Below are 10,307 nucleotides of genomic sequence, written 5' to 3'. Positions count from 1 at the left end.
TTGCGCGCGAGGATAGCGACGCCGTTCCACTTCCGCTGCCCGACCCAGGCCAACGTGTAGCCGGCCTTCAACAGTGCGTCCTTCGGGAAATCCGCCTGATCGGCCTTGAGCTCCTGCAGGCAGACGATGTCCGGCTTCGACGACTTCAGCCACGCAAGCAGGTTCGGCAGCCGCTTGTTGACATTATTGATGTTGAACGTCGCGATCTTCACTGCCGCCTCCGGTTTCCCCTCAACCCCGCAAACCACTCGGCATAGGGCGTGTTCTTGACCATGTGCCGGTTGAGATCCGGCGCGCCATCGTTCCACCAGACGGGTCCGCGCTCGCCAAGCGACCGCTTCGCCTCATCCACCGCCTGATGCGCCGCAGCCTCGGCGGCTGGATCTTCCTGGGCTTTGGCGTCCTTTACCGCCCGGCGCGCGGACATCAGTTCGGCGACGAGCGCCGCTTTCCTGTCTTCAGACAGCCCCGGATCCGCAAGACGCCAGAGCCGACCACGGACGACAAAATACCGGCCGTCGGGCGTGACCGGATGCTGCAATGTCATGATGTCACCGGGAATGCGCTCCGCATTGGTGCCGCGACTGGACAGGCGGGAGCCCCTGCAACGTCATTCCGTCAGCACCGTTCCATCCGGCGTCTAGCGCCGGAACAGGTCGCGTGTTGTGCCGTTGAGGCGCCACGGAGGACCGATGCGCTATTTGATCGTCTATTTGAGCACGCTCGTCATCATGCTCCCCCTCGACTTCGCGTTTCTAGGCACGGTCGGCAAGAAAATGTATCAATCCCGTATCGGCGGGCTGATGCTGGATACGCCGCGGGTGTCGGCCGCGATCCTCTTCTATGCACTCTATCTCGCTGGAATCGTCGTGTTCGTGAACGGCACCCGTCCCGCCGATTGGTCGGCGAACCTGCTGCTGGGCGCTCTGCTTGGCCTGTTCTGCTATTCGACATTCGCGCTCACCAACATGGCGATCCTCAAACAGTGGCAGTGGTCGCTGGTAATCCCGGACATCGCCTGGGGCATGGTGGTGACGGCTGCGGCCGCATCGCTGGGTGGATTGCTCGCCGGCTGGATTATCTCCCGTATCTGAAAGGCCGCATCATGTCCGACGCCTACGACTACTTTCGCGCACACGCCGTCGCGGCGGCCTTGAAGGCGAGACGGCTTCCCCGCGGCCGCATCCGCGACAAGCAACGCACCGTCGCCCGCGTCTACCATCTCCTGGCGAAGAAATCGGCGCCGGGCCCCGACATTCAACGCCTCGACGACTATCGCGCTGCACGATTTGCGAACAGTCCGAGAGCGATATGACAGATCAGGTTTGGCACCGAGGAGGATCGTGATGAGTGCAAAGGACACAGTCATCGGGACGACCAAACGTTTGGTGGCAGAGATCGTCGGCGACGGCGCCCTCGCGGAGGAAGGTTCGCGGCAAAGCACCGGCGAAGCCGCTCGTCCCGCGCTCTTCGACGGAGATACGACAGTCGCACACAATCCTGAATATGTTGCGACAGCAACCACCGCCGCTCCGGACGCACCAGCACTGACCGAACACGAGCGATACGCCTTGCTGCTGGGGCACGCCGCACTGAAAGCATGGCCCGACCTCCCGCGCGAAGCTCAGGAGCGGCTGTTCATCGCGGCCGTCGATGATGGCATCATCGCAAATTCGCTGGCGGTCTATCTGCACGACCGTCACCCCAGGACGCTCCATCCGTCGAAACCCGCCCAGCTCGCCTAAGCAGTCGCAATGGCGGCGCGGGAGGACTACGGTGTCATGATTACCGATTGAGCGAACCCTGCGAACAAGGCCGCGGGGCCGGCATATACCGCGACGCATCCGGCCTGCCTGAGCGAAGCTTCCGTGAAGCCGCCGCTCAACACGCCGAACGGCGTGATCTTCGCCTTGACGGCGGCCTCGGCGTCATAGGTCGTGTCGCCGATGGCGACCGCGTCCGGCCCCTGCATATCCAGCTTCTGAAGAACGACTTCGAAAATGTCCGCCGATGGCTTCGACCTATCCGCGTCCTCGAACGACGCTTTGACGTCGATCAGATCAGCGATCCCGGCAATCTCGAGATAGGTTTCCAGCTCGTCGCTTTTGGCGGACGATCCGACAGCGACGTGCAGGCCTGCCTCGTGAACGCGTCTGAGAAGATCGGGGACAGCAGAGAATGGACGTAGCAGCGGCAGGTATTCGGACTTGAAACGCTTGCCCCGCCAATCCTCGAGCTCCTTCCCATGGTCGCGCTGCTCATCGGCCGACAAGAACATGGGAATGAGCTTGTCGCCGCCTTTGCCAATCTGAGATCTGGCCCGCTCCAAGCTGACGTCATGACCGAACTTCACCAAGGCTTCATGCCAGACGAGTGCATGCAGATCGACCGAGTCCAGCAGCGTTCCATCCACGTCGAAAATGACGGCTTTGAACATGATAAACTCGCATGCACTTACAGGAAGGTGGAAAGTTCATAGGCCGCAACGGCGAAGCCGAGACATCGGCGCCACGGATTGACGCCTCGCGCCATCTCGTCGGCACTCCACACCAGCAGGCCGCCCGTCATGACGACCGTCAACGCGCCGCTCTGAGGCCAGACCAAAAGCAACATGCCCGCAACAATCACGATCCACAGCACCAGATTAGGCGCTTGAATGATCGTGATTGCACCGGTTTTACGATCGCAAAAGAGCCATCGCAGGGCCTCTGGAACGGTCAGAGCTTGACCTCGCCCTCGTCACGCCCCTTCCAGTAGGTCACGCGTTTCGCCTTGACCTTGATCAGGACGATGCCCGGCGTATCGACGCCCTTGTCGAACCACTTGTCGAGATCGCTGGTCCAATGCTGCTGGAAGGCCGCCTTGTCCCGAATGAGTTCGGCCGTTCCCTCGACCGCCACGTAGATGCCCTTGGAGAAGAGGCCCGCCTCCGACGAGAAACCGAGCGCCACCTTGGGATCGCGCTGGATATCGGATACGGCACGCGCCTGCTCGTAGCTGAAATAGTACGACGTGCCGTCATAGGCCACGTCACCGTTGTTGCTCATGGGCCGGTTGGCGATCTCGCCGTTCTCGGTGTGCGTCGAGAGAATGGCGATGTCGATACCGGCCATGTCCTGTGCGATATCGGCGAGCGTCTTGGTCATTTTTGGTTCTCCTTGGAAAAACAGAGCCGTTGTCGATGTCACGCAAGAGAAGATCGAGGTCCTCTCGCAAGGCATCGTGCCGCTTTGATCAACGCTACGGATCGGGAGGCGCGCGCTATCTTCGTTGAGCCGTCCAAATCAGGTTTTGAAGAACAGTAGCCAGAGAGCGACCATCGCAACGAGAGCCAGCACAACGCTGATCACGAGGACATTGCGCACGGATGGCCCCCGCTCCGCTTGTCGGGCTTCGGTCGGCGTCGCCGTGACCCGTTCGCCTCTGGTATCCGGCATTCAGTCCTCCCTCATGACAGATGTCTCGACGCGAACAAGTTCTCTTGTCGCGGGACGGCTACGACGGAGAGCCGGAAAAGCTCCATAGTTCGCGGACAATTCGCGGCGCTGCCGTCCCGAGGCAACCATCAGGCTTCATTCAGGCATGGGTTGAGGTGTTTGCTCCTCGTTGCCGGTTTCATCCGCCTCCAACTCATTTTTCGCTTGATGCCAAAACTCCTCGGATCGTCCTTCGGGTCTTCCTTCTCTTTCCCAAAGTTTGTGCGCGTGTTCTCGGATTTGAGCATCGGTGACATTTGGCACGGCAAACTCCTTATCTGTCGTCGTTTTCTAATTACCTGCCTTCAACTCGGTTCCTGAACCGATCGCGCATCGGCTTCCTTGGCAGCGCTTCCAACCGTGGTGCGGCGTCGAGCAGCTTACGGGCTGCCTTTGCCTCCGTTTGCGCCAACGGCCGTGCCGGTCGTGAAGCTGGCCTCATCCGACGCAAGCATCACGTACAACGGCGCCAACTCCGCAGGCTGTCCCGCCCGACCGAGTGGCGTGTTCTGACCGAACTTCGCCATATCGCCCGGCAGTTGACCGCCGGCGACCTGCAGCGGAGTCCAGATCGGACCCGGCGCGACCATGTTCACGCGAATGCCCTTCCCGGCAAGCTGCTTTGCCAGCCCTTTGGTGAAGATGAGAATGGCCCCCTTGGTCGACGCGTAGTCCAGCAGTTCGATCTCCGGGTCGTACGAATTCACCGATCCCGTGTTGATGATCACGGAGCCTGGCTTCAGATAGGGTATCGCTACCTTGCTGATGCGGAACGGCGCGAAGATGTTGGTTTCGTAGGTGCGCACCAACTGCTCGTCGGTGATTTCGCTGATGTCCTTCTTGCTCTGCTGGTAGGCTGCGTTGTTGACGAGGATGTCGAGACCACCCAAACCCTCGACCGCGTCGGCGACAAGCTTCTCGCACGCCTCCAGCGTCCGGATGTCGGCCGGAAGAGCCACGGCCTTGCGTCCCGCACTCCGGATCAAGTCGACGACTTCCCTCGCATCGGGCTCTTCTGTCGGGAAATAGTTGATGGCGACATCGGCGCCCTCCCGGGCAAAGGCGATCGCCGCGGCGCGGCCGATGCCGCTGTCGCCTCCGGTCACCAGTGCCTTGCGGCCTGCGAGCCGTCCCGAGCCCTTGTAAGATTTCTCGCCGTGATCCGGCGGCGGGTCCATCTTGCTCGCCAGAGCTGGCCACGGCTGCTTCTGCTCCGGGAAGGGCTCCTTCCGATATTTGGCGCGCGGATCGCGCAGTGCCGCCGTTTCGAGATGCAGGACCTGCTGCGCGGTCGTCTCCTTGTTCGAGAGTGCCAAGGTCGCAAGGCCGACAGCCGTGGTCCCGAGAACGGCGCGGCGGGTTGATCTCTTCTCTGACAATGTCTTCTCCCGATTGAGACGGTGAGCACCGAGAACATGCGGGTGCGAAAACCGTTCCTGTATGCCAAATCGCTCAGACTGCGACGGCTTGGGCGCGAAGCAGGCGACAGTCGCCCCAGGGCCGTTCAGTGCCTCACTTGGCGAAAGCCTGTCCAAGGCGCTGTTCAGGGTCGGAGCGACCATCTCGCGGTCGATTCTCAAGTCTTTGCGGGGGGCGGAAGCGTCTGCTGATGCTGCACAACGTGCCATTTTTCGTGCGAAAGTCGCCGATACGTCGAGGTGCAGTAGGCTTCGTAGACGGATCGATCCCTTGCCGCCACGGCCTTGTACGCCACGACGATCAATCCTTCCTGGGGCCGCATGATCTGGCGCTCCGACAGAGCGACCTTCGACCATCGGGGCGTATCGGACACCGCGTCGATGGCTTGCCGGCCCGTCATGACGAACGGAGCCGCTGGCAGCACCATGAGGCATTCGTCGTCGATAGCGTCGCGATAATGCGCGGCATCGCCGGTCCAAAGCCCTTCTTCGAATACCCAAACGCGATGATCGTCCATGGTGCCTCCCATCGTTCTCCGAGTGCAATGAAACGTGAGGCCACCCGTTCCCGAAAAAAGCGACGTCCAATGCGCAGATCCGATCGCGGCGCTATAACTGCGCGGCGGAACCAATCATCCGGGCGTCTCTTGAATCCGCCGTTCAGTTGCGGAGTAGCGTCATGCGTTCAGGATGGAGCCCATCCGTGGTGCCGGTCGGCGTCCACGATACCGTGTACCTCGTTGTCGATTGCCACGGTCCCGGCGGCTGTGTCTGGCGGGAAGCCGACATCAACGGCACCGATCTTGAGACCGTCATCACCGACCTGATGCGGGGCGAATATTCCGACCCCCTCTGCGTCATAGCTTTCAACACCACCGAGAACTGGTCGCGGGATGTCACCGCCGACATCGCCCGCGAGATCCTGGAACGGTGCGATCTCGCCTACGAAGACGTGCCGGCCTGGCTAGAGGATCTCGTCCATCGTCATGTTCATCCGGAACGCCAACCGCCGCTGGGGCTGAAGCGATGACAGGCCTCAGCCCGTCCATCGCGCCCGAGATGAACGCTGCCAGGGTCGGTCAGGAGGCATTGCTCGATCTCGTCGGGCATCTCGGCGCCGCGTTGATCCAGTCGGACAAGATCACCGATCCCACGGTCGTCGATCATCTGCAATCCGCTCACCGGCTTGCGCTCGATCTCTACGCCTGGTCTGGCGGGAGTCAGCGAGACCGTCCCGTCGATGCATGAGGCACAGTTGCCCTAAGTTGAATTGAGGGGTAAACTTCCGGACCGGCCCAGCCCTGCTTCCAACTCCGCGGCGTGCTGCATTCCGCCAAAGCATTTTGCTTGCCCGATCATGCAGCGATCCGACGCCTCCTAATCACGGGGCGCCTTCTGCTCATTCGGAAGAGTGGCGACACCTGCCGGGGACTGCCTTTGAATGTAGTGGTCGAGAACGAAGAGCCTGATGGCGGATGAAAGATTCGATTTCGGAGCTCTTCCGTTATCGATCCTGGTCGTCAGATCGAAGACGGTTACGCACTCGTCCCGCGCGATTTCCTTCAGCGCAGACCAGAATTCATCTTCGAGACTGACGCTGGTCTTGTGCCCCGCGATCTCCAAGGACCGTTTGTGGATGGTGGATTTCACGCGGGACCTCCGGAGGCAGATGCCAGATTGCACTTGGGCGAACTCGCAATCAATCCGGGACTCCCCGCCCGGGATTACTTCCGCTTTTCTTCCAATGCTCCGGTCGCCCGTAGATCCGCCCGCACTTTCCGGACTCCCGGGAGTGGTTTTCCGAGCTCGCGCGCTTTCTTCTGGACGGCCGACGACGGTCTGCGCAGCGCGGCACTGGCCCGCATCAATGTCGCTCCTTCGTCAGCCAATTTCTCGAGTTTCGCTATGTCCTCGTCGGTCCAGGACCTTGTGATAAGCATCGTGTCTCCGCAAAGCCCCTTCGCTACACTGAGTCTGCCGACACCTTCGGTCGGATGGGCGACATACGTCAGTTAAAAATTACCTTCCCGGAACCGTCTGCATGTGGTCGAATGTCGCACCGGAAAGGATTACAATGCAGCCGAACGCAGATCAGCAACGCGGCTTTGCCCAACTCTTCGGCGACGTGGCGAACAAGACGTCGCTGTTGGCGGGGCGTGCGTTTACTTTTGCCATCGCGTCTGCCGTCGTCATCATTTGGGGTGTGACCGGGCCGCTGTTCGGCTACTCCGACACGTGGCAACTCGTCATCAACACCGGCACGACCATCGTGACGTTCCTGATGGTCTTCCTTATTCAAAATTCGCAGAATCGGGACGGCGCAGCCATCCAGGTCAAGCTCGATGAGCTCATCCGAACCAGTGCGGCGCACAACTCGTTCGTAGGCATCGAACATCTGACCGACGAGGAGCTCGAGGACATTAGGACCAAATGCGAGGCGCGGGCCGCCGCGGAAAAGGCCGGCGAGAAATCGGTCCGCCGGACCGGCGAGAAGGCCCGCGAAGCCGCCGACCAAGCCGTCGGCTGAAAGCCCTTTAATGGTGAGGGTGACGCTGGCCGCTGATGGACCGAGGCTTCAAGGAACCAACAGGTCCCCCTGGAGTATGGACTGGAAGGCATTTTGGTAGTTCGCTTCGGTTCGGCCCACGACGATCCTCTCGCACGCGATTGCTATTCATGGTCTCAATCCCTGCAATCCAATCCCTCATCTTCCCCCATCCGCGAAGGTCGAGCGCCCTCCGTAATGGTTGGAGGTCTGTTTGCGCCGTGTGCTGAGGGTCAAGGAATCCGAATGCGGGGGTGGCTGGGCCGTCGAACATCGGCGGGCACCAGGCGTCTGGATCGCTCTCGCGGGTCTCTATCTGAGCGAGGAAGCGGCTTCCGCATGGATCGACGAGAAGGGTGAGCAATACCTGTCCGCGGAACGGCACCGCAGGACTGCCGTTATCCGCCGCAATAACGTGCATCTGTCCGGCCGCGGCGACACGGCGATGGTCTTCGCTCACGGGTTCGGTTGCGATCAGCAGATGTGGCGGTTCGTGGCCCCACAGTTCGAGAACGACTTCAAGGTCGTCCTCTTCGATCATGTCGGTTCGGGCAAATCTGATCTCTCGGCATACAGCAGCGAGAAATACGGGTCTCTCGACGGATACGCGGCCGACCTCAACGAGATCGGAGACATTCTAGGGCTCAGGGACGCCGTGCTGGTGGCCCATTCGGTCAGCGCGATGATCGCGGTGCTCGCATCGGTCGCAGCTCCGGCGATGTTCGGACGCCTGGTTCTGATCGGACCATCGGCACGCTACGTGGATGACGTCGGATACATCGGAGGCTTTTCGCAGGACCGCATCGATGAGCTTCTGAAATTTCTTGAAAGCCACTACACCGATTGGGCTGCGGCGATGGCACCAGCGATCGTCGGCAATCCGGACCGCCCTCATCTCGCCGAAGAACTCAGCGAGAGCATCTGCCGCATGGATCCTGCGATCGCGAAGGAATTTGCACGCATCACGTTCACGTCCGACAGCCGAGCCGATCTACCGAACGTTTCCCGCCCCTCGCTGATCCTGCAGTGCTCGGATGATGCGATCGCTCCGCTCGAAGCGGGCGCTTATGTCCATCATGCCATTCCAGACAGCACGATGACGGTCATGAAGGCTACCGGCCACTGTCCGCACCTGTGCGCGCCTCGAGAGGTCGTCTCCGCGATTAGGGCGTTCGCCTGAAACCTTTCCACGTCAGCGCCATTGCCGAGGCAGCACACGCCGGGTGTCAACCGGCCATAACGGGGATGATGGACGCGGCGGTTTTGCCGGTTTCTCGTCGCGACAGCAACGCATCGGTACGCGTGGCAATCTAACCTGTTCTCGGCGTGTGCCCCATTTTGGCAGGGTCTTTTTGATCCTGCACTGTCCAAATCTTTCGAACCCACGCGACAGACATGCGTGAAGCATGTCCGTGTCGGCAAAAACCCGGGAATTGTGATGGCAGAAAACTACGCTGGCCGCTGCGTGAACGGGCCGAAGGCTGGCGAGCAACTCAGCGCGCCGAGCAACAGTGTGCCTGTCATAGCGCCTGGAAGCGACACCGAAGGACAGCTCATCGGGTTCTATGAATACAACGCTGGCGGTTGGGAATGGCGTCCCGAAACAACCCCCGATGAAAAAGAGCGGCTCCGGTAATGCGCGTCCCGATTTGCAGTGCGTAGTAAAAAGCAATGCGATCGTGAGAGTCACGCAACTCAGGAAATTGGACTGCTGGCGTGTATCCTAGCATTTCGGGCCGAAAGCCCGAGAGGAATTGGGCGTCGAACGCGATCCGTTGACTCCTTCATCCGCCATACCACCGCGGAAATGGCTACCATCCATCACAAGCCCGACGTCAAATTTTGCTGCGATGGAGTGGCTTCGATTGCTCAAGCCATGTCAGCAATCGAAGGCCAGCACGATCTTGCCGAAGTGGCTCCCGCGCGCCATCTCCTCGACGGCAAGCCGGGCATCGGTCCATGGGAGCACACGGTCGACCACCGGCCGGATGCGATGCAGGATCAACGCCCGGCACATCGCCTCGAACATTTCCCGGGAACCAACCGACAAGCCCTGCACCTTCGCCGCGGTCGCGATCATCACCGAAGCGGAGAGTTTCGCCGATGGGGCACTCGCGTCGGTCAACACGCCGATAACCGCGATATGTCCCGCCATGCGGACGGACTTCAGGCTTTCGATCAACGTGCCCGCTCCTCCGACTTCCATGATGAAGTCGGCGCCGCGACCGCCGGTCAGTTCGCGGACCGGACGGTGCCAATCGGGAACATCCTTATAGTTCACCGTGTGGGTCGCCCCGAGCGCCGTGGCCCGAGCGAGCTTCTCATCTGAGGACGATGTGATGATCGTTCGCAGCCCTGCCGCCTTCGCGAACTGCAAGCCGAAGATCGAGACACCGCCCGTCCCTGCAGCACCACGGTGTCGCCGGGCTCAAGGCGCGCGTCGACGAACATCGCCCGCCATGCGGTCAAAGCGGCACACGGAAGCGTCGCCACCTCCTCGTCCGTGAGATAGTCAGGCACTTTGGAAACCGCCGTCTCCGGAAACAGAGCGAGTTCCCTCGCCGCTCCGGGTGCGCCGGGCGCCCCCATCGGTCCGTTGCGCTTGTCCGGCGTTGGCGGCCCGGCCTGCCAGTTAGGAAAGAACAAGGTCGAGACGCGGTCGCCTACGACGACGCGGCGCACGCCTTCGCCTATTGCCGCGACGATGCCGCAACCGTCAGAAAATGGAATGATGGGCGGCGCATCGGCTGCGCCAGCCGAATAGCCACCTTTCGCGATGATGGCCGTATCGCGGAAATTGAGGGAGATCGTGCGCATCTTCACTACGACCTCGCCTTTGCCGGGCGCGGGATCGGCATGTTCGACGAT

20 protein-coding genes are annotated in these 10,307 nt (G+C 61.1%); 8 read left to right on the top strand and 12 right to left on the bottom strand.

Annotation, left to right across the window (positions count from 1 at the left end; genetic code table 11):
- Positions 1 to 212: endonuclease/exonuclease/phosphatase family protein (locus AC1RQ5_RS30960; protein WP_493204650.1), on the bottom strand; the 212-nt coding region annotated here is incomplete at its 3' end.
- The gene (locus AC1RQ5_RS30955; protein WP_493204649.1) at positions 209 to 547 is read right to left on the bottom strand and encodes a hypothetical protein; all 339 of its coding nucleotides are present in this window, start codon (positions 545 to 547) and stop codon (positions 209 to 211) included. The genes AC1RQ5_RS30960 and AC1RQ5_RS30955, both read right to left, overlap by 4 nt.
- 145 nt (positions 548 to 692) lie before the next feature.
- Between AC1RQ5_RS30955 and AC1RQ5_RS30950 the strand changes: the two genes are divergently transcribed.
- The 3 genes from AC1RQ5_RS30950 to AC1RQ5_RS30940 are packed head-to-tail and all read left to right on the top strand — an operon-like array spanning position 693 to position 1,745.
- On the top strand, positions 693 to 1,094 hold the full coding sequence (locus AC1RQ5_RS30950; protein WP_493204648.1) for a DUF2177 family protein: 402 nt from the start codon (positions 693 to 695) through the stop codon (positions 1,092 to 1,094).
- A gap of 11 nt (positions 1,095 to 1,105) precedes the next feature.
- Positions 1,106 to 1,315 carry a hypothetical protein gene (locus tag AC1RQ5_RS30945; RefSeq protein ID WP_493204647.1) on the top strand — a complete coding sequence of 70 codons (210 nt, stop codon included), beginning with the start codon at positions 1,106 to 1,108 and terminating at the stop codon, positions 1,313 to 1,315.
- Between the two features lie 31 nt (positions 1,316 to 1,346).
- Positions 1,347 to 1,745 carry a hypothetical protein gene (locus AC1RQ5_RS30940; protein WP_493204646.1) on the top strand — a complete coding sequence of 133 codons (399 nt, stop codon included), beginning with the start codon at positions 1,347 to 1,349 and terminating at the stop codon, positions 1,743 to 1,745.
- Positions 1,746 to 1,771: 26 nt separating this feature from the next.
- Here AC1RQ5_RS30940 and AC1RQ5_RS30935 read toward each other — a convergent pair whose 3' ends face one another.
- The 7 genes from AC1RQ5_RS30935 to AC1RQ5_RS30905 all read right to left on the bottom strand — a co-directional run bounded on the left by AC1RQ5_RS30935 (position 1,772) and on the right by AC1RQ5_RS30905 (position 5,412).
- Positions 1,772 to 2,437, bottom strand: a complete 666-nt coding sequence (locus AC1RQ5_RS30935) for an HAD family hydrolase (RefSeq protein WP_493204645.1) — start codon at positions 2,435 to 2,437, stop codon at positions 1,772 to 1,774.
- A 17-nt stretch (positions 2,438 to 2,454) separates the two neighbouring features.
- The gene (locus AC1RQ5_RS30930) at positions 2,455 to 2,640 is read right to left on the bottom strand and encodes a hypothetical protein (protein WP_493204644.1); all 186 of its coding nucleotides are present in this window, start codon (positions 2,638 to 2,640) and stop codon (positions 2,455 to 2,457) included.
- Between the two features lie 77 nt (positions 2,641 to 2,717).
- The gene (locus AC1RQ5_RS30925; protein ID WP_398467857.1) at positions 2,718 to 3,146 is read right to left on the bottom strand and encodes a pyridoxamine 5'-phosphate oxidase family protein; all 429 of its coding nucleotides are present in this window, start codon (positions 3,144 to 3,146) and stop codon (positions 2,718 to 2,720) included.
- Positions 3,147 to 3,284: 138 nt separating this feature from the next.
- The gene (locus AC1RQ5_RS30920) at positions 3,285 to 3,437 is read right to left on the bottom strand and encodes a hypothetical protein (RefSeq protein ID WP_493204643.1); all 153 of its coding nucleotides are present in this window, start codon (positions 3,435 to 3,437) and stop codon (positions 3,285 to 3,287) included.
- Positions 3,438 to 3,572: 135 nt separating this feature from the next.
- Positions 3,573 to 3,740 carry a DUF2934 domain-containing protein gene (locus AC1RQ5_RS30915; protein WP_493204642.1) on the bottom strand — a complete coding sequence of 56 codons (168 nt, stop codon included), beginning with the start codon at positions 3,738 to 3,740 and terminating at the stop codon, positions 3,573 to 3,575.
- 116 nt (positions 3,741 to 3,856) lie between these two features.
- Entirely contained in the window at positions 3,857 to 4,792 is a 936-nt protein-coding gene (locus AC1RQ5_RS30910) for an SDR family oxidoreductase (protein WP_493204652.1), read from the bottom strand.
- A 260-nt stretch (positions 4,793 to 5,052) separates the two neighbouring features.
- A complete protein-coding gene (locus tag AC1RQ5_RS30905) occupies positions 5,053 to 5,412 on the bottom strand; it encodes a DUF4440 domain-containing protein (RefSeq protein WP_398467849.1) in 360 nt (119 codons plus the stop codon).
- A gap of 185 nt (positions 5,413 to 5,597) precedes the next feature.
- Here AC1RQ5_RS30905 and AC1RQ5_RS30900 point away from each other — a divergent pair, with 185 nt between their 5' ends.
- On the top strand, positions 5,598 to 5,924 hold the full coding sequence (locus AC1RQ5_RS30900; protein ID WP_493204641.1) for a hypothetical protein: 327 nt from the start codon (positions 5,598 to 5,600) through the stop codon (positions 5,922 to 5,924).
- Positions 5,921 to 6,142 (top strand): hypothetical protein, encoded by a 222-nt coding sequence (locus tag AC1RQ5_RS30895; RefSeq protein ID WP_493204640.1) that lies wholly within the window; start codon positions 5,921 to 5,923, stop codon positions 6,140 to 6,142. Before AC1RQ5_RS30900 ends, AC1RQ5_RS30895 begins: the two co-directional genes overlap by 4 nt.
- Positions 6,143 to 6,271: 129 nt before the next feature.
- Here AC1RQ5_RS30895 and AC1RQ5_RS30890 read toward each other — a convergent pair whose 3' ends face one another.
- Positions 6,272 to 6,544 carry a ribbon-helix-helix domain-containing protein gene (locus AC1RQ5_RS30890; protein WP_493204639.1) on the bottom strand — a complete coding sequence of 91 codons (273 nt, stop codon included), beginning with the start codon at positions 6,542 to 6,544 and terminating at the stop codon, positions 6,272 to 6,274.
- Between the two features lie 424 nt (positions 6,545 to 6,968).
- Between AC1RQ5_RS30890 and AC1RQ5_RS30885 the strand changes: the two genes are divergently transcribed.
- The 3 genes from AC1RQ5_RS30885 (at position 6,969) to AC1RQ5_RS30875 (ending at position 9,075) form a co-directional block, all read left to right on the top strand.
- Entirely contained in the window at positions 6,969 to 7,421 is a 453-nt protein-coding gene (locus tag AC1RQ5_RS30885) for a low affinity iron permease family protein (RefSeq protein ID WP_493204638.1), read from the top strand.
- Positions 7,422 to 7,884: 463 nt separating this feature from the next.
- Entirely contained in the window at positions 7,885 to 8,619 is a 735-nt protein-coding gene (locus tag AC1RQ5_RS30880) for an alpha/beta fold hydrolase (protein WP_493204651.1), read from the top strand.
- 258 nt (positions 8,620 to 8,877) lie between these two features.
- Complete coding sequence (locus AC1RQ5_RS30875; protein WP_493204637.1) at positions 8,878 to 9,075, top strand: hypothetical protein; 198 nt, start codon at positions 8,878 to 8,880, stop codon at positions 9,073 to 9,075.
- A gap of 243 nt (positions 9,076 to 9,318) precedes the next feature.
- On the opposite strand, the gene AC1RQ5_RS30870 is transcribed toward AC1RQ5_RS30875, so the two are convergent.
- Positions 9,319 to 9,816, bottom strand: coding sequence for a zinc-binding dehydrogenase (locus tag AC1RQ5_RS30870; RefSeq protein WP_493204636.1), 498 nt, complete (start codon positions 9,814 to 9,816; stop codon positions 9,319 to 9,321).
- Positions 9,717 to 10,307 (bottom strand): alcohol dehydrogenase catalytic domain-containing protein (locus AC1RQ5_RS30865; protein ID WP_493204635.1); only part of this gene is annotated, 591 nt, incomplete at its 5' end. The genes AC1RQ5_RS30870 and AC1RQ5_RS30865, both read right to left, overlap by 100 nt.

The sequence above is a fragment of the Tardiphaga sp. GW821-FHT12E02 genome (assembly GCF_058807155.1).
Note: the sequence above shows the minus strand (reverse complement) of the source record. Positions and strands in the feature narration are given on the sequence as shown.

What these genes read in the sequence shown, in the direction of transcription:
- AC1RQ5_RS30935 (WP_493204645.1), bottom strand. Translation starts at nt 2,437, where the DNA reads ATGTTCAAAGCCGTCATTTTCGACGTGGATGGAACGCTGCTGGACTCG.
- AC1RQ5_RS30940 (WP_493204646.1), top strand. Translation starts at nt 1,347, where the DNA reads ATGAGTGCAAAGGACACAGTCATCGGGACGACCAAACGTTTGGTGGCA.
- AC1RQ5_RS30895 (WP_493204640.1), top strand. Translation starts at nt 5,921, where the DNA reads ATGACAGGCCTCAGCCCGTCCATCGCGCCCGAGATGAACGCTGCCAGG.
- AC1RQ5_RS30925 (WP_398467857.1), bottom strand. Translation starts at nt 3,146, where the DNA reads ATGACCAAGACGCTCGCCGATATCGCACAGGACATGGCCGGTATCGAC.
- AC1RQ5_RS30950 (WP_493204648.1), top strand. Translation starts at nt 693, where the DNA reads ATGCGCTATTTGATCGTCTATTTGAGCACGCTCGTCATCATGCTCCCC.
- AC1RQ5_RS30945 (WP_493204647.1), top strand. Translation starts at nt 1,106, where the DNA reads ATGTCCGACGCCTACGACTACTTTCGCGCACACGCCGTCGCGGCGGCC.
- AC1RQ5_RS30880 (WP_493204651.1), top strand. Translation starts at nt 7,885, where the DNA reads ATGGTCTTCGCTCACGGGTTCGGTTGCGATCAGCAGATGTGGCGGTTC.
- AC1RQ5_RS30920 (WP_493204643.1), bottom strand. Translation starts at nt 3,437, where the DNA reads ATGCCGGATACCAGAGGCGAACGGGTCACGGCGACGCCGACCGAAGCC.
- AC1RQ5_RS30955 (WP_493204649.1), bottom strand. Translation starts at nt 547, where the DNA reads ATGACATTGCAGCATCCGGTCACGCCCGACGGCCGGTATTTTGTCGTC.
- AC1RQ5_RS30875 (WP_493204637.1), top strand. Translation starts at nt 8,878, where the DNA reads ATGGCAGAAAACTACGCTGGCCGCTGCGTGAACGGGCCGAAGGCTGGC.
- AC1RQ5_RS30905 (WP_398467849.1), bottom strand. Translation starts at nt 5,412, where the DNA reads ATGGACGATCATCGCGTTTGGGTATTCGAAGAAGGGCTTTGGACCGGC.
- AC1RQ5_RS30885 (WP_493204638.1), top strand. Translation starts at nt 6,969, where the DNA reads ATGCAGCCGAACGCAGATCAGCAACGCGGCTTTGCCCAACTCTTCGGC.